This window comes from Roseibium sp. TrichSKD4 (assembly GCF_000148725.1).
Lineage (GTDB): Bacteria > Pseudomonadota > Alphaproteobacteria > Rhizobiales > Stappiaceae > Roseibium.
On the sequence record NZ_GL476313.1, the window covers coordinates 1 to 21497 of the forward strand.

The following is a 21497-nucleotide window of genomic DNA, read 5'->3' on the forward strand; positions in this document are numbered from 1 at the left end:
GGGTGTCTGCACCAGTAAACGTTCACTCCACCAACTGGGTGTGGGCGAACAAAAAAATCATGGACGAACTCGGAATCGCTCAGCCTCAAAACTGGGATGAGTTTGTTGCTGCGCTTCAAAAGGTAAAAGACGCTGGCTATGTGGCGCTCGCACATGGCGGTCAGGCTTGGCAGGACGCAACCATCTTTGATGCTGTTGCCATGTCCACCGGTGGCCCTGAGTTCTATCAAAAAGCTTTTGTTGATCTGGACGAAGAAGCCCTCGGCTCTGATACCATGAAGGAAGCTTTTGACCGCATGGCAACACTTCGCAGCTTTGTGGACGACAACTTCTCCGGCCGTGACTGGAATTTGGCAACAGCCATGGTGATCAACGACGAAGCCGCTTTCCAGCTGATGGGCGATTGGGCGAAGGGCGAATTCCTCAACGCTGGCAAGACGCCGAACGTGGACTTCCTCTGCTACCGTTTCCCGGGCACACAGGCACAGGTCACCTTCAACTCTGACCAGTTCGCCATGTTTGACCAGAATGGTTCCGTCTCGAATGAGCAAGCTGCTCTTGCGGGCGCGATCCTGTCCCCGACCTTCCAGATCGCTTTCAACAAGGTGAAAGGCTCGGTTCCGGCACGTACAGATCTTGATGTCTCTGAACTGGATGCTTGCGGCCAACAGGGCTACGAGGAATTCAAGGCAGCCTCAGCTTCTGGCAACCTCTACGGTTCTTTTGCTCACGGTCATGCAAACAAGGCCGCCGTCAAGAACGCCATGTATGACGTGGTTACAGCCCACTTCAACGGCGAGTATGACAGCGCAGCCGCTGTTGATGAACTCGTAACCGCAGTTCAAATCAACAAGTAACCGACTGGACAGGGAGCGGGCTTCTCCGCTCCCTGTTTCTCTGTCCGGAGACTCCCCATGTCACATGCAGCGACGGAAAGCCGTCCAGCCCTGCTGGATCGGTTACGCGAAGCTTTACCCAAAATCGTATTAAGCCCGACAGTCGCGATCGTCGCGGTCTTCGTCTATGGCTTCATTGCCTTTACGGTCTATCTGTCCTTCACCAACAGCCGGATTCTGCCATCCTTTGATCTCGTTGGATGGAAAAATTACGAACTTCTGTTCAAGATCCGCGCTTGGGACATTGCCGTTTCAAACTTGCTTGTTTTTGGCGTTCTCTACATCGTCATTTGCTGTGCGCTCGGCCTTTTACTCGCGATCCTTCTGGACCAGCGCATTCGGGCAGAGGGCTTTATCCGGACAATCTATCTTTACCCAATGGCGCTCAGCTTCATTGTGACCGGAATTGCCTGGAAGTGGTTTCTGGATCCAGGCATCGGTCTGGAAGCTGTTGTCCAAGGCTGGGGATTTGAAAGTTTCAAATTCGGCTGGATCAAGGACCGCGACATGGCGATCTACACGATCGTGATCGCAGCCGTCTGGCAAACGTCCGGCTTCGTGATGGCCATGTTCTTGGCTGGCCTGCGCGGCATCGACAGTGAAATGCTGAAAGCCGCCCAGATCGACGGGGCATCGACTTTTGCCCTTTATCGCCGAATCGTGATCCCTCAGCTGCGCCCGGCCTTCATGTCAGCCTTCGTGGTGCTCGCCCACATGGCAATCAAGTCCTATGACCTTGTGATCGCCCTGACCGGCGGCGGCCCCGGAACGGCAACGGAAGTTCCGGCAACTTTCATGTATTCCTACACATTCACACGGAACCAGATGGGCATTGGCGCGGCCTCTGCAGTGATCATGCTCATGACGATTGCCGCTATCATCGTGCCCTATCTCTGGTCCGAACTGAGGGAGAAAAAGCAATGAGCGCTTCCTCTAGTGCAAAATCCGGCATCAACTTCGGACGGTATATTCTCTACACGCTTTTGGCCCTCTTTTGCATTTACTACCTGCTGCCACTCTATGTGATGGTTGTGAACTCGCTGAAGCCACTGTCGGAAATCACCTCCGGCGGCATGATGTCCTTGCCTCAGGAACTGACCTTTGCCCCTTGGCAGAATGCCTGGTCCAAAGCGCAAGTAGGTGTAGAAGCGACGGGACTCCGTCCTTACTTCATCAACTCCATCCAGATGGTCGTACCGGCCGTAGCGCTTTCCACCCTGCTGGGCGCACTTAATGGATACGTTCTGACCAAATGGCAGTTCCGCGGATCAACGATTCTGTTCGGTCTTCTGCTTTTTGGTTGCTTCATCCCGTTCCAGATCGTCCTGATCCCGATGGCACGCATGTTGGGTCTGATGGGCCTTGCAGGCAGCGTTCCCGGCCTAATCTTCGTCCACCTAGTCTACGGCATAGGCTTCTCGACGCTCTATTTCCGCAACTACTATGCGGCTTTCCCGACGGAGCTTGTTCGGGCCGCCCAAATCGATGGCGCCGGTTTTTTCACCATCTTCTGGCGTATTCTGCTACCGTCCTCCGGGCCAATTGCGGTTGTCTGCATCATCTGGCAGTTCACCAACATCTGGAATGACTTCCTGTTTGGCGCATCCTTCTCCGACTTTGACAGTCAGCCGATGACGGTCGCCCTGAACAATCTGGTGCAGTCCTCCACGGGCGTGAAGGAATACAACGTTCACTTTGCAGGCGCGATCATGGCCGCGCTTCCCACCCTCCTCGTTTACATCGTCGCAGGCCGCTATTTCGTTCGCGGGCTGATGGCCGGCTCGGTTAAAGGATAAGACAATGGGCTTTCTCGACATCAAGAACGCGACCAAGTCCTATGGCGCCGTCAAGGTCCTGCACGAGACCAACATTTCCATCGAGGAAGGTGAGTTTCTGGTGCTCGTCGGTCCGTCCGGCTGCGGAAAGTCGACCCTTCTCAACATGATCGCGGGCCTTGAGGATATCACGTCCGGTGAAATCGCCATCAAGGGCCGCAGTATGAACGGTGTAAAGCCGGCGGAGCGGAACATCGCCATGGTGTTCCAGTCCTACGCGCTTTACCCGAACATGACCGTGAAGGGGAACATCTCCTTCGGCATGGAAATGCATGGCATGCCAAAGGAACAGCGTGAACCGCGCATTGCGCAGGTTGCCGACCTCCTGCAGATCAGCCATCTGCTGGACCGCAAGCCGGGGCAGCTTTCCGGTGGGCAGCGCCAGCGTGTTGCCATGGGCCGTGCGTTAGTTCGCGAGCCGGATGTTTTCCTGTTCGACGAACCGCTGTCCAACCTTGATGCCAAGCTGCGCGTCGACATGCGCACGGAAATCAAGAAACTGCACCAGAAGCTCGGCACGACGATTGTCTATGTGACCCACGACCAGATCGAGGCGCTGACATTGTCGACCCGCATTGCCGTGATGTTCGGCGGATATGTCCAGCAGCTAGGCACCCCGAAGGAAATCTACGACGATCCGGCCAACATGTTCGTGGCAGGCTTCATGGGCTCTCCGTCCATGAACTTGTTTCCGGCGAAGATCGTTGCAGGCGCCAATGGTCCTGCGGCAGAGGTCACGCTGCAGGCTGGGCAGACTGCCCAGATCCCGTTTGCCAACGGCGCGATGTCCTCCCACGAAGGACGAGAGATCATTCTAGGCCTGCGCCCGGAAGCCATCACCGACAAGGACGGCGCGGACCGCAACTCCCAGTCCGTTCATATCGTAGAATGTCCGGTGGAAGTTACTGAACCGGCAGGCTCCGACACCTTCGTTGTCACGCAGATTGGCGGCAAGGACGTAACGGGTCGTTTCCGTGCCGATGTGAACGTCAAGGCGGGCGAAACCTTCCCGTTTGCCTTCAACATGGAAAAGGCTGTCGTCTTCGATCCGAAGACGGAAGACCGTATTCGCTGACAAAATGAAGAGCGCGGCAACTTGTTCGCGCTTTTCTTTTGACAAAAATTGGAACGTTCCATAAACTAATAACGGCAAATCAGTCAGGACCAAAAATGTCACTGGATATCGTGATCATCGGAAGTGGAATGGGAGGGGCGAGCGTCGCAGCAGGCCTCGCACCAACCGGTGCCCGCATAACGATTCTGGAACGTGGACATCAGATCCCTGACACCGCCCCCGCCCGTGACCCTTGGCGGATCTACACAAACAGTGCCTTCCGCTCGAAGGAAACCTGGCTGGATGAAACCGGCAGATCTTTTGAGCCGGGCAACTACTACAACGTTGGTGGCAACACGAAGCTCTACGGCGCAGTGCTCATCCGCTACCGACAAGAAGACTTTGGGGTCCTTGAGCACTTTGACGGCATCTCGCCCGCCTGGCCAATTGCCTATGAAGAACTGGCCCCATGGTATGAACGGGCTGAACAGCTGTTTCAGGTGCGTGGAGACCACACAACCGACAAGACCGAACCTCCTCACGATGGTAGCTATCCGTTTCAGCCGGTTCCTGACGAGCCAGCGATTGCAGACGTCCGTGCCCGACTGAAAAAGGCTGGTGTATCGCCCTTCACCCTGCCGCTTGGCGTCGACATCGACACTTGGCTAAAAGCGGGGAAAACCGGCTGGGACGGGTATCCAGATCTTAGATGCGGCAAGATGGATGCCGAGACTTGCGCGCTAAAAGAGGCATTGAACCACGACAATGTGTCTCTGGTCACGGGTGCGCATGTTCAACACCTGTCGGCAGACCCAGAAACACAGGGCATTTCCGAAGTCACGTTTGAAAAAGACGGCGAAGCACATACGCTCAAGGCGGGGACGTTCATCCTTTGCGCTGGAGCCGTTCAATCTGCAGCCCTCTTGTTGAAGTCCGGTCTCGCCAATTCGTCCGACTATGTCGGGCGCTGCTTTATGAACCACAATGCAACGGCGGTGATCGGCATAGACCCGCGTTTCCAGAACAATGCTGTCTATCAGAAAACCTTCGGCCTGAATGATTGGTATCTTGATGATGGAGAAACCGGAAAGCCGCTCGGAAATGTCCAGCTTCTTGGCCGCGTGACGCCGGACATTTTGAAGATACAGGTGCCAAGCCTGCCGATGCTTGCCGCTCGCTGGATTTCAGACCACGCCATCGACATGTATCTCATTTCTGAGGATTTGCCAGACCCAGAGAGCCGGGTGGCTCTCAAGGGAGACCAGATCCAGCTGATCTGGCGGCGATCTAACATGACGGCTCACCACAAGCTTCTGGCCAAGACAAAGGCCACGCTGAAGGCTGCCGGTTTTCCGTTGGTGCTTTCTCGCCTGTTTGACGGAAGGGTTCCGTCCCACCAGTGCGGAACCGTGCGGATGGGCCTTGATCCAAAGACCTCGGTTCTCGATCCGAACTGTCGAAGCTGGGACCATCCGAACCTTTATGTGACGGATGCAGGTGCCTTGCCGACCTCCGCCGCCGTCAATCCGTCCCTGACCGTAGCTGCCCTCGCGCTGCGAACAGCAAGTACAATTCAAAAGGAACTTGGCGCATGAGCAAGGTTGCCTTGATCACCGGAGGTCAATCCGGCATTGGGCTTGGCATTGCAAAGGCGCTCGCAGGCGCTGGATACCGCGTCGCTCTTGCTGCCGAACGCGCATCAGATGATGTGGTCGTCAAAGACGCCCTCGCAGAATTGGGAAGCCCAGCCGCCTATTTTCAACATGACCTCGCCCAAATCAAAGCCATCCCGGCGCTGCTGGACACCGTCGAGACGCAGCATGGGCCGGTCACAACATTTGTGTCGAATGCCGGAGTTCCTGCCAAGGTACGAGGTGATCTTCTCGACATGACGCCGGACAGTTTCGACTTCGTCATGGACATCAACCTGCGCGGGGCGTTCTTTCTCGCACAAGAGGTGGCGCGGCGCATTGTTAGCACCCGGTCTCCGGACTATCGCTCCCTTTCTTTCATCACATCGGTGAGCGCTGAAATGGTGTCGGTCGAGCGCGGTGAATACTGCATCTCCAAGGCAGCCTCCTCCATGATGGCCCGCCTGTTCGCAGCCCGTCTGGCTCCACATGACATTGGCGTCTTCGAATTGCGGCCCGGCATCATCGAGACCGGCATGACGGCGGCGGTGAAGGACAAATACACCGCCCGCATTGAAGACGGGCTCATTCCAGCTTGTCGCTGGGGCAAACCTGCCGATATCGGCTCAATCATCCTGTCGCTTGCCGAGGGCCAGATGGCCTTCGCCACCGGGTCCGTGATCCCGGTTGATGGCGGCCTGTCCATTCCGCGTCTTTGAGGAAAGAAAATGGCTCAAGGCTATGACTACATCATCATTGGCGGCGGCAGCGCAGGGTCCGTCATTGCCGCAAGGCTGACCGAAAACCCGGATGTAAACGTCCTGCTTCTGGAAGCAGGCGGAAGCGACCGGCACCCCTTTTATCACCTGCCCGCCGGCTTTGCGAAAATGACCAAGGGCATTGGCTCCTGGGGCTGGCACACGGTTCCGCAAAAGAACATGCTGAACCGCGTCTTTCGTTATACGCAGGCCAAGGTGATCGGCGGCGGTTCTTCCATCAACGCCCAGATCTACACCCGTGGCAATGCGCGCGACTATGACGAGTGGCGGCAGATGGGCTGTGAGGGCTGGGGGTATGACGACGTCTTGCCCTATTTCCGCAAAGCCGAGGACAACGACACTTTCGACAACAAGTATCATGGCAAGGGAGGTCCGCTCGGCGTCTCGAAACCTTGCGCACCCCTGCCCATTTGCGAGGCCTATTTCGAAGCGGCCAAGGCACTTGGTATTCCGTTCAATGAAGATGTCACCGGCGAAAAGCAGGATGGTGCCGCCTATTATCAGCTGACCCAGCGCAATGCCCGCCGGTCCTCCGCTGCCATGGCCTATCTTGCCCCCAACAGGGGTCGCAAGAACCTTAACGTCCAGTTGGGCGCGAATGTCCACCGGATCAGTGTCGAAGCTGGCCGGGCAACGGGCGTAGAGCTGGTTGACGGGACAAAACTGATAGCCAGCACCGAGGTCATCCTCGCCAGCGGGGCGATCGGCGCACCCCGCCTCCTGCAGCTTTCAGGCATTGGTCCGGCAGACGAGCTTAAGGCCCTTGGCATCGATGTCGTTCTGGATCAGCCGCAAGTCGGAGCAAACCTGCAAGATCATCTGGATCTTTACTGCATCTGTGAAGTCAACGGACCGCACACCTATGACCGTTTCGCGAAGCCGCACATGTCGGTTCTGGCGGGTCTTCAGTATATCTTCACCCGCAAGGGCCCTGTTTCCTCCAGCCTCTTTGAAACGGGAGGCTTTTGGTATGCCGACCCCGAAGCCCGCTCTCCAGACCTGCAGTTCCATCTGGGGCTTGGGACCGGCATCGAAGCCGGCGTTGCTTCAATGCCGGATGGCGGTGTCACTCTGAATTCGTGCTATCTGCGTCCGCGCTCCAGAGGATCGGTGCGCTTGCAAAGCGCGGACCCGTCAGTAGAACCGTTGGTTGATCCCAATTATCTCGATGATCCGCAGGATCGGGAAATGTCCATCCGCGGCCTGAAGCTCACCCAGGAGATCATGTCGCAAACGCCGCTCAAGCCCTTCATTCGCGCTGAGCGCCTTCCAGGGCCTGATGTCAAAACCGATCAGGACTATTTCGAGTTCATCTGCCAGCACTCCAAGACATCCCACCACCCAGCCGGCACCTGCCGGATGGGTGTGGACGCAAAAGCCGTGGTTGATCCGCGCTTGCGGTTCAATGGAATGGCAGGCCTCAGGATCGCCGATGCCTCCATCATGCCGAATGTCATTTCATCCAACACCAACGCAGCCGCGATCATGATTGGCGAAAAAGCCGCCGACATGATCAAGCAAGATAATGGTTTGAACCAAGGAAAACAGCCAAATGATCCGCCACATCGTTCTCGTCAAATTCAAGCCGGATGTCAGTGAAGGCACAATCGACAAAATTTTCTCTGAACTCCACGACATCAAGGACAAGCTTCCCGGCGTTCTGTCGATCACATCTGGAAAAAGCGAAAGCCCGGAAAAGATCGAGCGCGGCTATATGCATGGCTTTGTCGCCGACTTTGCCGATTGGGACACGCTTGCCGCCTATCAGGCCCACCCGGACCACAAAGCAGTCGGCGCGCAGCTTGTCGCCAATGCCGTTGGCGGCATCGACGGCATCCTTGTTCTCGATATTCCAGTTGCTGACTAGAGCACGTCTCGCATTCACTGAATCACTCGACGTGCTCTAAATATCTGATTTGGAGCATTTCTTGACGGCGAACCGGTATCCACTTCGCCTGGAAATGCTCTTAGGCCACAAGGCACAAAACCCATGCTCAATCTGCCGACCTACAACAACACGCTGGAACCCTATCAATTGAGCGGAATAGCGCTTGAACCCAGAGCCCCGCGTATTCCGCTCACGCGAACAGCCTTTGCAGCTGCCCATGTGGTCTCGGACCCGCGTGCAGAACGCGCGCCGTGGCAGGGCTCACCCGCCGTCGATTGGGAAAACACACTCAAGTTTCGCCACTGGTTATGGGATCAAGGGCTGGGTCTGGCCGAGGCGATGGACACCGCCCAGCGCGGGATGGGCGTTGACTGGGCCACCGCAAAAGAGCTGATCCAGCGCACCATGAAGGAAGCCAAGGCACACCCGATGAAACCTCGGGTTGCCTGTGGGGCCGGAACAGACCAAAAGCCTCTTTCTGAGCTGACAACGGAAGAAGCCATCATCGAAGCCTACCGGGAGCAGATGGACGCCATCGAGGACGCAGGCGGACAGATCATCCTGATGGCCTCTCGTGCCTTTCCGGCCATCAAGGCCGGTCCAGAGACCTATGCCCGTGTTTATGGAAAGCTCCTGGGCGAGGCTTCTTCGCCGGTCATCCTGCACTGGCTTGGAGACATGTTTGACCCTGCCCTGAAAGGGTATTGGGGGCCCGCTGACATCCCTGCCGCGTCAGATGCGGTTCTGGACATCATCAACGCCAACAAGGCAAAGGTGGATGGTATCAAGATTTCCCTTCTGGATCAGGCACATGAAGAAGCTTTCAGGGCAAGATTGCCGGAGGGCGTAAGGCTCTACACCGGCGATGACTTCAACTATGCCGATCTGATCGCAGGCGATGGCAGCAGGCACAGTCATGCTCTGCTGGGCGCTTTTGCGGCGATTACACCAGCCGCCTGTCAGGCTCTGGAGGCCTTGGCCGAAGGAGACATGGTCACCTATCATGCCCTTTTTGCCCCAACGGTTCCGCTCTCGCGGGAAATCTTCAAGGCTCCGACGCAGTATTACAAGGCGGGGATTGCGTTCCTTGCATGGTTGAACGATGCCCAAAGCCACTTCATCATGCCCGCCGGATTCCAGTCTTCCCGTGAGATTACGCACTATGCGGAGGTTTTCCGCCTTGCAGATCGCGCCGGAATCCTGTCCAAACCGGTTATCGCGAGCGAACGCATGGCGCTCCTTCTCAAGCTGCACGGATTGACCTGACCGAATGACCAAAAGACCGACGATCCTTGATGTTGCCCGCCACGCCGGAGTGTCAAAGTCGACGGTCTCACTCGTTCTGCAAAACTCGCCGTCCGTGAAAAACAGCACAAGGATCGCTGTTGAAGAAGCGATGGCCAAGATCGGCTATGTCTACAATCGCTCGGCAGCTGGCCTGCGTGGGGCGTCTTCGGGCCTCATAGGCCTTGTGATCAACGATCTACGTAACCCGTTCTTCACCGAATTCGCCGCAAGTGTGCAAATGACCTTCGCGGAAAAGGGATTTGCGACCGTCGTTGCCAACACTGACGAAGATCCCACGCTTCAGGCCAATGTGATCGCGTCCATGATCGAACACGGCGTCAATGCCTTCGTCATTTCCCCAACCTATGCGAATGACAAAACTGTTTTTGATCGTCTTGAACGATCCGGCATACCAACCATGCAGGTTCTCCGTCAGGTGGACGAGCGAACAGACGTCTTTCCATTCTTCTCGCTGGATTATCAAACCGGCAGTCGGCTTGCTGCCCGACATCTCGCCGAAATGGGATGTGAGAACATCGCTTTTGTCGGAGGGCTGGAAGACCGCCCCGTCACGCTGGAACGCGTCTCCGGGTATGACGAGTTAATGGAGGCGGAACAACGGCGTAAAACCTATTTCTATGGCCGCCCATCTCGGGCCTTTGGACGCAATATTGCCCGGCGGATCGCAAAGGATCAAAATCGACCGGATGGCTTGATTTGTTTCAGCGACCTTGTCGCTCTTGGCATGATCAGCGGATTTGCTGAAACCGGCATTCAACCCGGTAAGGACGTGCGCATCATCGGGTTTGATGACATTGAAGAGAGTTCTCTTTGCTATCCTCGACTCAGCACCATTCGCTGCGATGTGTCATCCTTTGGCAAAAGTGCAGCAGATGCCCTGTTGGGTTGGCTTGAAAAAGGCTCAAAACCCGAAGCCGTCAAACGTTACCCCGTTGAACTGATCGTCCGCCAGTCGACGTTACAATTTTGAAGCAGGTTCTAATCCAGCCGTGCTTCTTTCTCCCGTCGCACAAAGGGATGAAACTCGAACTCAGCCGTCACTTGCTGAATGCGGGTTGGGGCCCCGGTGTCATCCAATTCCACCAGACCTATCCCAGAAGCATTGAGGATACGGCGTCCGTCAGAGGTGCCGACTGGTTTTCTCGGGATCACCCGCATCCCTCGGCGCTTTGTAAACCAGTTCAGCGGTGAGCGCGGCGAGAAGGCCAATCGGTTCCCGTGGTCAAGCAGCGCAATCAGACGATCTGGCCACTTGTTTTTGATCCCGCTGGAACAGACCTGGCAGATATGTGGGTTGGCGTCTCGGTGCCCGCCCCGTCGCGCAAGGCCATTGCGAAGTTCCACATCATAAACGAAGGAATAGTGCACATCACCGGACAGAATGACAAAGTGCTGCGGCGTGTTTCGGTGTTGAAAGACATTCAGGATCGCCTCGGCGGTTCCAGGATGTGCCATCCAGTATTCAGCATCCACCATCAGCGGTTTGCCAATCATGGTGAAAAGCCTTTGTACAGTCTCAATCAGCTTCACGCCAAAGATTGGAGCTGCCGACACCAGAAGAACAGCATCTTGGCCGCGTAGTTTTGCCTGAAGATCCGTCACGGCCTCCCAATCCAGAAGACCTGATGGATAGTGACTATTCCGCTCTGAACGCCAGCGCCTTGTACGAGTATCCAGCGCGATCAGGGGCGGATCCGTCGGCCAATCGAAATCCCATTTCTCATAGTCGAGGATTTGATTGATAGCCTTGTCGTGCGTTTCTGTTCCCGGAGCCGACAACGCATTCTGGAATACCTCATGAAGATCAGTACCTATGGTTTCGGGCCGGTTTCCCCAGCCTTGATTAAGACCGTAAGCAATCAAGGCATTTCCGATCACCCGGCGAGACAGAGGGTGCCCATAAGCTGCATCCTCCCAGGCGAGGGACAGGTTCCAGTCGTCTGTAACATCGTGATCATCAAAGATCATGGCGCTCGGCAAATGCGCCAGCAATCGGCGCACACGCGGTAAGCCTTGCACAAATTCAGAAACAAGCTCTCGCTCTTGATCGTACAGGTCCCGATCCATTTCAGACAATCCTTCAGGCGCAAAAACCTGCGGGACCATGCTCCAAGCCGCAGGTGACCAAACAAGCAGATAAAGCGCCAGCATTTCCGCCAGGGTTATCAGGTGATTTCGAGCATGAACCGATGTGAAGACCGGCTTGTTTGTGCCACCGAAAAGAACATCGAACACCGACGCTTTCTGATCAATTTTCGGAAGCAGTCTGTCTCGATGATAGAGCAGCTCAGGCATGGCCCCGATGTCCCCGCCATTCACCGGCAACCCTTCATCGATGCCGTTCAGCTCTTCATCGGGTAGCCCCAGCGCATCAATAAGGGCGGTTATTGCTTGAAGCATGGGGCCTGCGACATCGTCGACATAGACCTGATCACCACTCATGACCAATAATTCAGGGAGGATTGAAGCTCCAGCACCCTCGTTCGATAGGGCGTCTTCAACCAGCCGATCAGCGGCAATCAAACCATCTCCACACGGGCTGTGCGGCTTTCGGCAAGAGCCATGCATGATCGAGGAGACTTTCTGCGGCACACGCAAAAACGGCAAGTCTCTACCGCTGTAACAAAGGTCCGGTGCCCATGCCGAATGGTCTTGCCACCCTTTGTCGACATCATCATCGAACTTCAGGCTCAATCGATAGGAAACCAGAGTTTCAACCGGGAGGGCCTGTTCCAACGGCACGTCGATCAGAAGATAGTGAAGCCGCACACCTGCGCTATGACACGTCAGGGCTGGGTTGCCCTGTGTCAGATGATAAGTCTGTTCATCCCCCTCGGGCGGCTGCAATTCCAATCTGACGTCAGCAGGAGAACGCGTTGCCAACCAGAATGTGAGTCTGTCCGACTGGATACGACGCACAATTGGCCCGGCAAGAACAGCAGGAAAGTCTACATCAGCCGAAATGGTTTCATCCAGTGGCGTCACGGTTGGCATTCAACAAGTCCATGGGGCTGACTTGGCGATTGTATATCGAAGAAAGGTATTTCGTGCCGCCAAATGCATATTCAACATGAGCTTGAAAATGCGTACCCGCCCCCCGTTTGACAAGGGGCAGGTTTTCCAGTTTCTGGGGTCAAGACCCAAAAATCCTTACGGCAACGGCACCTGCACAACTGATGCCGTAACATCCCGAACCCGCGTTTTCTCCTGTATTTGCTTGACTGGTGCTGTCACAGGTTCGGTAACGACGACCGGCTCAACAGCTGGCAGGGGCACCACGGGTTGCGCCCAACGCTCACGGGTTTCGGGCATTTCAACATCGTCGGTTGGAGGCGGAACCGGCACAAGATAATGCGGGACAGGCTCTAGAGGCTTGTTCGTTACAGGCGCTTCAAAGACCGGGCTAGCCAACTCGCGAGGCACTGGTTTTGCAGCGACTTTTTTTGGTTTCGAGCGCACTGGGACACGTTTTTCAGGCCGTGGATAGAGGACGCTGTCGTCACTGGTCAAAAGCTCATCAACGCTTTCCAATGCCGCAAAATCATTGCGGGAAACACCATCAACATAAAGGTTCAAACGCTGCATGAGCGCAATGGCCCGGCGTTCGTTCGAACGCCCCTCACACAGCCGGACCCGCACATCAACGGTCCGCGTCTTTTTGGGCTCAAGAAAACCAAACCTCGTTTTGGCCGGAGTATCAATGGTCTGCCACAGAAACGTACACCCAATCTGATCACTTGCGACACCAAAGGGCCCGTACCCATTGCTCGGGACGACATTCGCAATACGGAAGCGGCGCCCCGGGACCGTGGAATTGATCTCTCGTAGAAGAGACTTTTCCGATGCCCCGTGACCATACTTTGCTCTACGAGACACACGAACCTCGATGAAATTTGTACCGATTGTCCCAGGTAGCCCTTGAAGGACAATGCGCTGGGTCAGATTTGATCCCTTAGTGGTTTCCTGAACCGACAGGATTCGCCCAGCAGACGGCGGCAATTGGGCAAGTGCCCGCCCATGAACACCTGCGCCACCATTGGCCGATACTTCCGAATAAACCCCATCATGATAGGAGGTCTGTTCCGTCTGAACCTGACTGCATGAAGAAAGCAGCAGGACCAGAGGCACACACACCAGAACTCCACGCCATTCGTTTCTGCGTGTCATCTGCCACCTCCTGTACGATACCGTTTGGTTTGTTCCAGAGCCGAGCGCGTCTCTCGTGTAGAGAGCTGCTGGTCCAAGGTCGAGAATATGGCTGCGGCCTTTTGCGGATGGCCCGTGTAATAGAGCGCCCAACCGCGAAGCAGCATGAGATCTCTCGGTTCCCGCGTAATCGCCCGGCGTTTATCAAGTGCTGAAAGCGCGGCTTGATAGTTTTGGCTGTGAAAAGCCGTTGTCGCAGTTTGGGCAAGCGCAGCGGAGGCCAACTCATGACGACGCACGGTCGGTTGCGGTACGTCCTGCGCTCCTTCGATCGCATCGAACGTCCGGCCAACCCGCAATAAGGCGAGGGAGCGACCATATGCGGCATCCCGAGCAACTTTCTCACGGCCACCAAGTGCATTTCCAAAGGAACGCGCAGCTTCTTCCGGCCGGTTCAGATCGAGCAGACACCACCCCTTGAGGAGAGCACGCTCCGAAGATGCAGGCGCTGACGCCAATTTGCTCAAACAAGCCTGAGGATTGCCACGCTTGCGAGCCGCATATGCTGAGCTGAGAGAAGGCTTACGCAACGTTCCCTTCGATTTCAGGACCACAGTTGGAGCTGGTTTCAACCGGATCGCGGCAACTTCAGGAAACCGCTGTGCATAAACCGCCTGAAGTTTGGCCGCTTCCTTGATGGATGTGAGTTTTGCTACAGACCAAATATGTCCTTCCGCGGCCTTGGAACCACCACCCCAGCCAAGAGCAGTCGAAAACCAACCCGCAGCTGCTTCCATCTGATTGTGACGGTAGGCATACCAAGCGAGGATCAATGCACCATTCGTGTCCTTTAAACTCCGGACGTTATGCGCAAAAACTCCTAAATCTTCGGCAGTCAATGAGACATTTTCGTTTTTCAGCAGCGCATGACTGGTCAATCGCACAAACGCGGCCTGAATATGGGATGAGGTCACCTTCAGCTGACGTGCAGCTGCTAAGGCGTCCGAGTATCTATTCAAAGACTCCAGCGAAAGAATACGCCCAAACGCGGCATCCGCATGCGGCCCAAAGGCCAACACCTCATCGAAGCGCTTCAAGGCCCCAACATGACGCCCTTGGCTACGGTCATACCAGGCGAGCAAACGCTCACTGACAAAATCCTCGTTCGGTGTTCTGTCCCCTTCAAGGGCCTCTACGAGATATTCCGGCGGCGTTTCGGCAAAATTGCCGTCCAAATAGCCGGCAATCCAACGACGCGCGATTTGACGTGCTATCGGAACGATATCCACGTCCGAGAAGCCGCTGTCTTCACGTTCACGGAGTTTTCGCAACAACTGTGTCGCTTCTTCCAACGGCAGAGTCGCAACCGCTTTTTGCGCAGTTGCGCGCTTTAGCTCTTGAGAAACTGAGCCATTGCGCATTGGAAGCAGATAGAGGTCAACCGCATCAGCCACGGCTCCAGTTTCAGAATAGGCTTTCGCAACCCGCCAGAGTACATCAAGGTCTTCGATGTTCAAAAGCAACGGGTGGCTTTCAACCAGCCGAACGACCTCACCATCTCGGTCACCTTCAGAGGCATCTACCAAACGGGCCCGCGCCTCTTTCAAGGCAAGCTTGTTCAATAGATCAGTCGATGGACGCCAATGGGGATCACTCTGTCGCCGTCTTTCAATCTCGGCCCTGAGATCGCCCAGCTGATCAGACGCAAACAGCTCCCAAAGATCCTTCTCCGGATTGATCCAACTTCCAGCCTTGTAAAGGTTTTGCGGAGGGTTCCAGCCCGGATGCAGTGTCTTGAGACGCCGAATTTCAGCATCCACCCGCTCGCGGTTGTTTTGCGAGGCATAGTAGCGCAGAGCACTTTCATCGACTGGAAAACCAGTCCTTGTATTCCCCATCGATTGAACACTCGGGAACAATCCAACGGTCATCAAAACGACGGCAGTCAACAAGCTGCGGGAAAGAGGTCTCATTTGCATTCTGGGTACCTCTGGTTTGCGGCGATCAGGACCAGAGCCTTCAATGTAGCTGGATAGTAGTGGTCGTCATTCAACTGATCTTTGAATGCGGGAAGGCGCTTACCATTCATCGCGCAGAAGGCGAGAGCAGCGACCGCTTTGTACCCATCCGATCTCAGCACGTCTTTCTTACGACCTGACTTCAGATCGACCACTGCCGGATCCCCATCCACCCAAGCAGCGGTGAAAGGTGCCAACAGCTGGCGCTCTCCGTCACCCCACCAGGCAAGGTACAACGGAATGCGAATGGCGTTGTACCCGAAGTCGGCATCAAATCCGTTCGCGATATTTGGCGAACTCCCACCCAAGGCCAACCATTCCGGGGGCAAGTCACCTGCGCCGAAGCGGCTGGTGGACATGAGTTTGAGTCCGCTGTTTCTTAGCCCAATCCAGTCACTTTCCGGATCGACGTTTTTCAACGCATCAAACGCCGGAAACACCCAGTAGGAGAGATTCACAATCGGGCCATCCGGGCGATCGTCAGCCGTAAAGCCATGCTTTCCGGGCAACAAAGCCAAATCGCCTTTGGGACTACGGATCAACAACTCGGCAAGGTCTCTTGCCTTTTCATGCGCCACCTGCCGATATTCTTCTTTGTCCCACCACTTGGCTGCTTCAACCAGCGCCCAAATGATTAAGACATCGCCATCAGATGCGTTGTTCATGTCGTCAACATGAGGCGTGGCAGCCGGATTCCACCGCCAAGCTGATAGAGCATCCTCCCGGATATCAAGATTGCGCCGGGTCCATCCCCAGATGCGAGCAAACGTCGGCTGGTCGTCAGCTGCCAACGCCATCAACAACCCATATCCTTGCCCCTCAGAGTGGCTGATACGTCCATTTGCTGTGTCAATCACCCGACCGTCGGAACTGACGAATTTACGCTTGTAGTCAGCCCAGAGTTTTGGCGCCTGAAGGGCGCCAGCAAGTTGGCGCTGTTGCCTACGTAGAGGCTGAGCTACTTGGATAGTTTGCGCACGCTGCGGTCCTGCCATATCGACCACTTCAACAGAAACCATGTCCGCTGGATCTTCTTGGTTCCATGGCATTGTTCGGACCACATCCTGATATATATCCCCCCACATTCCGTAGCTCGTTATGAGCACCAGACATAAAATCGGAGCAAACCATAAAACGCGGATCATTGACGCCCTCGTTCATTGAGGGACAAGACACTCCGGGTGGAAAAGGCCACAAAACCGGCTGCGATCAAGAGAGCACCGGCATAGACCAGTGGGTTTCGCGAAAGCCAACCGGCAATCACCAACCGCCAGTTTGTTACCGAATAAGGTTGTGTAACTACGTAACGGCTCGGTGGAACCGAAGTCACCTCAATGGTATCGGCAACCATATCGTAGCGCGCTTCCTTACCCCGCAAGTGTCGCCAGCGATGCGGGCTAACAATATCCTGCATTGAAAGAGCGAGGATTGTCGCACTTGGAGAGGTGAAAACCGTCCAATAGGTGTTGTTTTCATCAGACGTGCTCCCTTGAGCAACGACCAGGACCGTATTGGCTCCCAATTCTGCCTCTTCTTCAGGCGCTGGCTCGACGGTAATGCTGCCAGTCAAGATTTCACTGAAATCTGTGATAGCCGCTGGTATTTTCCATTGGAAATCAACACGCTCCTGCCATTGACCCACCAATTCATCATCAGAGGATCTTGGCAAACTCGATATAACAATCGGCTTGGGACCGTTGTTCACCGACGGTGTAGACCCAATCGACGCAGTGGTAATCGGCTCCTGATCACTGATTGACTGCAATGACACCATTCGCCTTTGAACCGGGCTATGGATGTTCACATACTGCGTGGTGTCGTGCAGTTGCTGCGGCTGAGACCAAGCCGTGCGTATACGCTCAGGAGCAAGCCCGATCCGCTTCATGGTGGAGATTGGCAAATCAGCATGTGAACCAAGAATGATTGCACCATCTTCATTCTTGTCGGGCCTGCCGAAGCTGATGCGCGCTGGAACTTCCCCTTCCGTATCCAGCGCCAGACGCACGGCAAGGGTTGCCGCAGCTGACATTAACCCAGGATCCGAAAACGGAATGTAGATCTTGCTTTCTTGCGAGTTGGCGCCGAGCTTCCCACCAGCCAGGCTAGCATTAAGTGATGGCAACGCCCGCAGCCGAGGCAAATCCGGAATCTTTACCGTTGTGTTGTCCAGAAGAAGAAAACGCGGCGGTGCATTCAGCAGCGCGAGTGTGTCGCAATCTTCGTCCTGTTGGTCGAACAGTTGCGTCGAGATCTCAATCGAGTTCATGCCGGGACGAAACTGTGCGAGCGACAGACGCATTTTTTTCTGCTCAAACACCTCGCCGCTTTCACGTGCAAGCGGCATACCGGCAGCAATTTCGCCATTGACCCGAACCACGATCTGACTGTTTTCTGAAAGTTCTGGCGAATACCCCCCTGCCAAACTCAGTTCAATCGAACCTGTTTCGACCGGATAGAAGTCCTCTGGTAGGCGCAAATCAAAACTGGTTTGAAGCAGACGTCCGTTAAATTCAACGGTTTCCGCGCCGAGATCAGACAAAGATATTTCCGCGCCAGACTTAACAGGTGCCTTAATGGCACGCGAAAGCGCTTGCTGTCCTTCATCTTTCGAACCGGCATTCAATACATCTTGTCCGTGGAGGATCTGTCGAACAAGGGCCTCAACGCTGTCCTTATCAGCGGTGTGCACTACTAGGGAAACACTGGTCCCATTTTCTGCGACGGCCAGCGTGCCTTCTTCAGGAAGAAGCGGCGCACCAAGAGCCGTCAATTCATCTGGGTTGCCAATGAAAAGGTCCAGCCCGCTGCCAGTTCCCGCAGATCCTACAACTTCAACAAAAGGGTAGGTGAACCCAGACTGCACTGCAACAGCCGACAAGATTCGAACCGCATCAGAGAGGTGCTGCGCGGACGGAGAAGCGCCCAACACAGCCCTCAGTCGAACCGCACCACGATGATCGGGAGCAAGAGCAGCAATATCCTGAAAGGAATTGATCCCGAGGTCGCCGCTTTCGAAGCGCAGACCCGTTCGTGATGAATCGATTTCACTCCAAAGCTCATAGGTCGCGGCAGTTTCGCAAGAAACACGGTGACGCTGATGCGTGTGAAGCCGAACCACGTTGTAACCCGGTTTAAACGCGCCCGCAGGCATATCAAATGCAATCAGTTGTTGTTTACCGAACGCTTCGATTGCCTGTTCATGAACAAGCTTGTTGTTCACCGTAACGCTCACCAAAGAGCCTTCGGGCATGACTGACACAGCAGACGTTAGAGCTGCTTCGAACGTGATGTTCTGCCCGGATTGAAATGCAGTCAAGTAAACCGGCCATTCCCTGAAATCCGCTTCACCTGTCAGTCGGAGATCTGTCGCCAGAGCAGGAAGGGGTCGGAAGTTCTCATCAGGCAATGCGACCGTTAAAATTTCGCTCGCTAATACCGGCTGACTGAAACACCCAAGGCACATCAAAACGCCGAGTGAATATTTCAATCGGGTCACCAATTTCCCGGGCGCGCGTGCGCCAGCGCGATGCTGTTGTTCTTTCATTTTATTTCTCCAGCACCTGAACCATGGCTCCTGCTGGAGCACCACTGGAGGCGATCACAGGGCCTTCATCGGCTGCAGGAGTACCGTGAGACGCCATCCGGTCCTTCCAGGCAATCATGAGAGCCCTGCGGATTTGCCGCGTGGACATGGAGGCAAAATGAGCTGTCCCTCCAAGAATACCTTTCCCGTAGCGGCGGTCGGTCCAAAAGGTAGACAGCGGGTCGGCCCGGCCATACATGAGCTCAGCAATCAGCTTGTAGTGCACAACTGACATGGCACAGAACTGCACGCCAAACCCGACCCGAGCGCCTGACGTAATCGAACGCCTGACGATGATTGGAACGTTGCCTGGCGTCTTTTCATCGTCAATCGGATAGATCGTCAGATTACCAAGAGCTTGACCTTCGAAACGTGGCGGCGTGGCAATAGATTCCTTAAAGGCAAGGCCAGCCCCTTCAGTCGACGCATCGAAAATGTCGACGGGATAATGGTTCCCACACAGCTCCAGAGATCCAGACCGGCGCACTTCCAACCGCTGCGTTCTACGGCGTTCGGACTTTTCCGTTACACACCCGAGCGCACCTGCAGCCAGAACCAGATTGGCCGAATTCCAGATCAAAACGACGATCAGCAGATCCTTGTCGACGGTCTGGTCAAAGTAACGCCAGCAGCCATAGAACATCGCCAAAACAAGGATGCCGAAAAATACAAAGTATGGCCCGGCAAGCGAAGACACAAAATCACGCTCGGTCGTTAACCCCTTCTCCGTCACATTAAACTTCGGTTTCTTCGGGTTCGTCACCACGGAAAGGATAGCCGGCGCCAAATAGAAGGACTGGATGTACTCATAGAGTTCCGAAACCCATGGCCAACGCACCTTACCGAATAGGTAGTTCTGCATAATCATATTCGCGAACAGGTAGGTGACCGCGTAAGCCAGAAACTCTTGCCCGTTTGCCACGAAGATCTTCAGGTCAAAGAAGATGTAGAGAAGCGGCGCTACGAGAAACACAAGGCGCGGGAAAGGAAAGGCCCAAAACAAAGCCGATGACAGGTAGCAAATCCGTTGCGCAAAGCTCAAACCGCGCTTGAACAGCGGGTTTTTCATCAACAGGATCTGCATCATGCCCTGACACCAACGAGACCTTTGACCAATGAAGCTGGTGAAGGTTTCTGGCTGAAGGCCGGCAATCATGGGTTTGTCGACATAGAGACTGTTCCAGCCACTGGAATGAAGTTCCAGTGCTGTTTCACAATCCTCCGTGATTGAAACTCCGGAAAACCCGCCGGTTTGCGCAAGCGCTTCGCGTCTCAGGACCGCGGCCGAACCGCAAAAGAATGCAGCATTCCAGTAATCCAACCCTCGCTGAATGACAGAATAGAACATTTCGTTTTCCGAGGGCATGCGATGCCAGGTAGAAAGGTTCTTTTCAATCGGGTCCGGATTGAGAAAGAAGTGCGGTGTCTGCACCAAAAACAGTTTCGGGTCTTGAACAAAGTGGCCAACTGTTTCTCTCAAAAACTCACGTGTCGGCGCATGGTCCGCATCAAAAACCACGACCAAGTCGCCTGATGAATACTGTAGCCCGTTGTTAAGGTTACCTGCCTTTGCCGATAGGTTTCTGGAACGGGTCAGATAAGTCGCCCCCATCTCGGCACACAGCTTTTGGAGCTTACGCCTCCGATCACGAGCCTCTTCAGCCTTTGCAGGATCCGAATCCATGCATTTTTGATCCGTCCCGCCATCATCCAGCAGGTAAACCGTGCGTTTGTGTTCCGGATAATCGAGACCGATTGCAGCTGCGACCGTCGACATGAGAATGCCGATCTCTTCATTATATGTCGGAATGAAGATGTCGACTGTTGGCAGCTCTTCATCGCTCAATTGCGGGGCACGCGCACGTTCGAGCGGCCGCACCACTACGAACAGGCTGATGAACAGCATGCCGATGCAGAACAATTCGGCGCTCAGCAACACAATTCCAGGAATAAAATCAGCCAAATCGTGCACCGAAGGAAGCGTGTAGAAGGTCCGCCAGTATAGATACCGCAGCACCAAAATGGTCCCGACACTCATCATCAAGGGCCGTTGGATTGACGACGGGGCCAACCACCAGATCGCGACCATCGCAAAAAGTAAGCAAACCCCGATTACCAGCTGGGATGTTGTCCCGACAGGTAATGCCACCACCGCTACCAGAATGGCAGCCGAGAGTAACCAACCGAGGATTTTGAGTACTTGAACCATGGATACGCGCCCTGAAATCGGCAAACTGAGTTAACGCATCCTTGCAACAAATATTAAAAATTGACCCAATATTATTGGTTAGCAAAAAGTAAATTACGTAGTTTAAGTACCTTTATTTATTAATATTCAATCTTAAGTTGTATTTTATTA

Annotated in this window: 16 protein-coding genes; 10 read left to right on the forward strand and 6 right to left on the reverse strand. The window is 54.9% G+C overall.

The annotated features are described in order from the left end of the window. From TRICHSKD4_RS11220 to TRICHSKD4_RS11265, 10 genes are all read left to right on the forward strand, one after another. The coding region (locus tag TRICHSKD4_RS11220; protein ID WP_009467372.1) for an ABC transporter substrate-binding protein at positions 1 to 857 on the forward strand (857 nt) is incomplete at its 5' end. A 57-nt stretch (positions 858 to 914) separates the two neighbouring features. Then, positions 915 to 1820, forward strand: coding sequence for a carbohydrate ABC transporter permease (locus TRICHSKD4_RS11225; RefSeq protein ID WP_009467373.1), 906 nt, complete (start codon positions 915 to 917; stop codon positions 1818 to 1820). Next, entirely contained in the window at positions 1817 to 2692 is an 876-nt protein-coding gene (locus TRICHSKD4_RS11230) for a carbohydrate ABC transporter permease (protein ID WP_009467374.1), read from the forward strand. Before TRICHSKD4_RS11225 ends, TRICHSKD4_RS11230 begins: the two co-directional genes overlap by 4 nt. A gap of 4 nt (positions 2693 to 2696) precedes the next feature. Then, positions 2697 to 3806 (forward strand): ABC transporter ATP-binding protein, encoded by a 1110-nt coding sequence (locus TRICHSKD4_RS11235; RefSeq protein ID WP_009467375.1) that lies wholly within the window; start codon positions 2697 to 2699, stop codon positions 3804 to 3806. Between the two features lie 95 nt (positions 3807 to 3901). Next, positions 3902 to 5380 carry an FAD-dependent oxidoreductase gene (locus TRICHSKD4_RS11240; RefSeq protein ID WP_009467376.1) on the forward strand — a complete coding sequence of 493 codons (1479 nt, stop codon included), beginning with the start codon at positions 3902 to 3904 and terminating at the stop codon, positions 5378 to 5380. Continuing rightward, positions 5377 to 6135 (forward strand): 3-ketoacyl-ACP reductase, encoded by a 759-nt coding sequence (locus TRICHSKD4_RS11245; protein WP_009467377.1) that lies wholly within the window; start codon positions 5377 to 5379, stop codon positions 6133 to 6135. The genes TRICHSKD4_RS11240 and TRICHSKD4_RS11245 overlap by 4 nt, the downstream gene beginning before the upstream one ends. Before the next feature lie 9 nt (positions 6136 to 6144). Next, positions 6145 to 7794: a GMC family oxidoreductase gene (locus TRICHSKD4_RS11250; protein WP_009467378.1), complete on the forward strand. Its 1650-nt coding sequence runs from the start codon at positions 6145 to 6147 to the stop codon at positions 7792 to 7794. Continuing rightward, positions 7748 to 8062, forward strand: coding sequence for a Dabb family protein (locus tag TRICHSKD4_RS11255; RefSeq protein ID WP_009467379.1), 315 nt, complete (start codon positions 7748 to 7750; stop codon positions 8060 to 8062). Before TRICHSKD4_RS11250 ends, TRICHSKD4_RS11255 begins: the two co-directional genes overlap by 47 nt. 123 nt (positions 8063 to 8185) lie before the next feature. Beyond that, complete coding sequence (locus TRICHSKD4_RS11260; RefSeq protein WP_009467380.1) at positions 8186 to 9349, forward strand: dihydrodipicolinate synthase family protein; 1164 nt, start codon at positions 8186 to 8188, stop codon at positions 9347 to 9349. Between the two features lie 4 nt (positions 9350 to 9353). Beyond that, complete coding sequence (locus tag TRICHSKD4_RS11265; RefSeq protein ID WP_009467381.1) at positions 9354 to 10361, forward strand: LacI family DNA-binding transcriptional regulator; 1008 nt, start codon at positions 9354 to 9356, stop codon at positions 10359 to 10361. A gap of 8 nt (positions 10362 to 10369) precedes the next feature. Here TRICHSKD4_RS11265 and TRICHSKD4_RS11270 read toward each other — a convergent pair whose 3' ends face one another. From TRICHSKD4_RS11270 to bcsA, 6 genes are all read right to left on the reverse strand, one after another. Beyond that, positions 10370 to 12385: an isoleucyl-tRNA synthetase gene (locus TRICHSKD4_RS11270; protein WP_050763410.1), complete on the reverse strand. Its 2016-nt coding sequence runs from the start codon at positions 12383 to 12385 to the stop codon at positions 10370 to 10372. A 156-nt stretch (positions 12386 to 12541) separates the two neighbouring features. Continuing rightward, a complete protein-coding gene (gene bcsN / locus TRICHSKD4_RS11275; protein ID WP_009467383.1) occupies positions 12542 to 13558 on the reverse strand; it encodes a cellulose biosynthesis protein BcsN in 1017 nt (338 codons plus the stop codon). Beyond that, the gene (locus TRICHSKD4_RS11280) at positions 13555 to 15510 is read right to left on the reverse strand and encodes a tetratricopeptide repeat protein (RefSeq protein WP_168157013.1); all 1956 of its coding nucleotides are present in this window, start codon (positions 15508 to 15510) and stop codon (positions 13555 to 13557) included. Before TRICHSKD4_RS11280 ends, bcsN begins: the two co-directional genes overlap by 4 nt. Continuing rightward, positions 15507 to 16604, reverse strand: a complete 1098-nt coding sequence (locus TRICHSKD4_RS11285) for a glycosyl hydrolase family 8 (RefSeq protein WP_009467385.1) — start codon at positions 16602 to 16604, stop codon at positions 15507 to 15509. The genes TRICHSKD4_RS11280 and TRICHSKD4_RS11285 overlap by 4 nt, the downstream gene beginning before the upstream one ends. Positions 16605 to 16696: 92 nt before the next feature. Continuing rightward, entirely contained in the window at positions 16697 to 19099 is a 2403-nt protein-coding gene (locus TRICHSKD4_RS11290; protein WP_009467386.1) for a cellulose biosynthesis cyclic di-GMP-binding regulatory protein BcsB, read from the reverse strand. A gap of 1 nt (position 19100) precedes the next feature. Next, a complete protein-coding gene (gene bcsA, locus TRICHSKD4_RS11295) occupies positions 19101 to 21347 on the reverse strand; it encodes a UDP-forming cellulose synthase catalytic subunit (RefSeq protein ID WP_040616759.1) in 2247 nt (748 codons plus the stop codon). Positions 21348 to 21497: the final 150 nt, after the last annotated feature.

Bases quoted from the DNA above. Each gene is read 5' to 3' on its own strand.
- TRICHSKD4_RS11225 (WP_009467373.1), top strand. From the start codon at position 915: ATGTCACATGCAGCGACGGAAAGCCGTCCAGCCCTGCTGGATCGGTTA.
- TRICHSKD4_RS11240 (WP_009467376.1), top strand. From the start codon at position 3,902: ATGTCACTGGATATCGTGATCATCGGAAGTGGAATGGGAGGGGCGAGC.
- TRICHSKD4_RS11250 (WP_009467378.1), top strand. From the start codon at position 6,145: ATGGCTCAAGGCTATGACTACATCATCATTGGCGGCGGCAGCGCAGGG.
- TRICHSKD4_RS11255 (WP_009467379.1), top strand. From the start codon at position 7,748: ATGATCCGCCACATCGTTCTCGTCAAATTCAAGCCGGATGTCAGTGAA.
- TRICHSKD4_RS11285 (WP_009467385.1), bottom strand. From the start codon at position 16,604: ATGCCATGGAACCAAGAAGATCCAGCGGACATGGTTTCTGTTGAAGTG.
- TRICHSKD4_RS11270 (WP_050763410.1), bottom strand. From the start codon at position 12,385: ATGCCAACCGTGACGCCACTGGATGAAACCATTTCGGCTGATGTAGAC.
- bcsA (WP_040616759.1), bottom strand. From the start codon at position 21,347: ATGGTTCAAGTACTCAAAATCCTCGGTTGGTTACTCTCGGCTGCCATT.
- TRICHSKD4_RS11290 (WP_009467386.1), bottom strand. From the start codon at position 19,099: ATGAAAGAACAACAGCATCGCGCTGGCGCACGCGCGCCCGGGAAATTG.
- TRICHSKD4_RS11235 (WP_009467375.1), top strand. From the start codon at position 2,697: ATGGGCTTTCTCGACATCAAGAACGCGACCAAGTCCTATGGCGCCGTC.
- TRICHSKD4_RS11280 (WP_168157013.1), bottom strand. From the start codon at position 15,510: ATGAGACCTCTTTCCCGCAGCTTGTTGACTGCCGTCGTTTTGATGACC.
- TRICHSKD4_RS11230 (WP_009467374.1), top strand. From the start codon at position 1,817: ATGAGCGCTTCCTCTAGTGCAAAATCCGGCATCAACTTCGGACGGTAT.
- TRICHSKD4_RS11260 (WP_009467380.1), top strand. From the start codon at position 8,186: ATGCTCAATCTGCCGACCTACAACAACACGCTGGAACCCTATCAATTG.
- bcsN (WP_009467383.1), bottom strand. From the start codon at position 13,558: ATGACACGCAGAAACGAATGGCGTGGAGTTCTGGTGTGTGTGCCTCTG.
- TRICHSKD4_RS11265 (WP_009467381.1), top strand. From the start codon at position 9,354: ATGACCAAAAGACCGACGATCCTTGATGTTGCCCGCCACGCCGGAGTG.
- TRICHSKD4_RS11245 (WP_009467377.1), top strand. From the start codon at position 5,377: ATGAGCAAGGTTGCCTTGATCACCGGAGGTCAATCCGGCATTGGGCTT.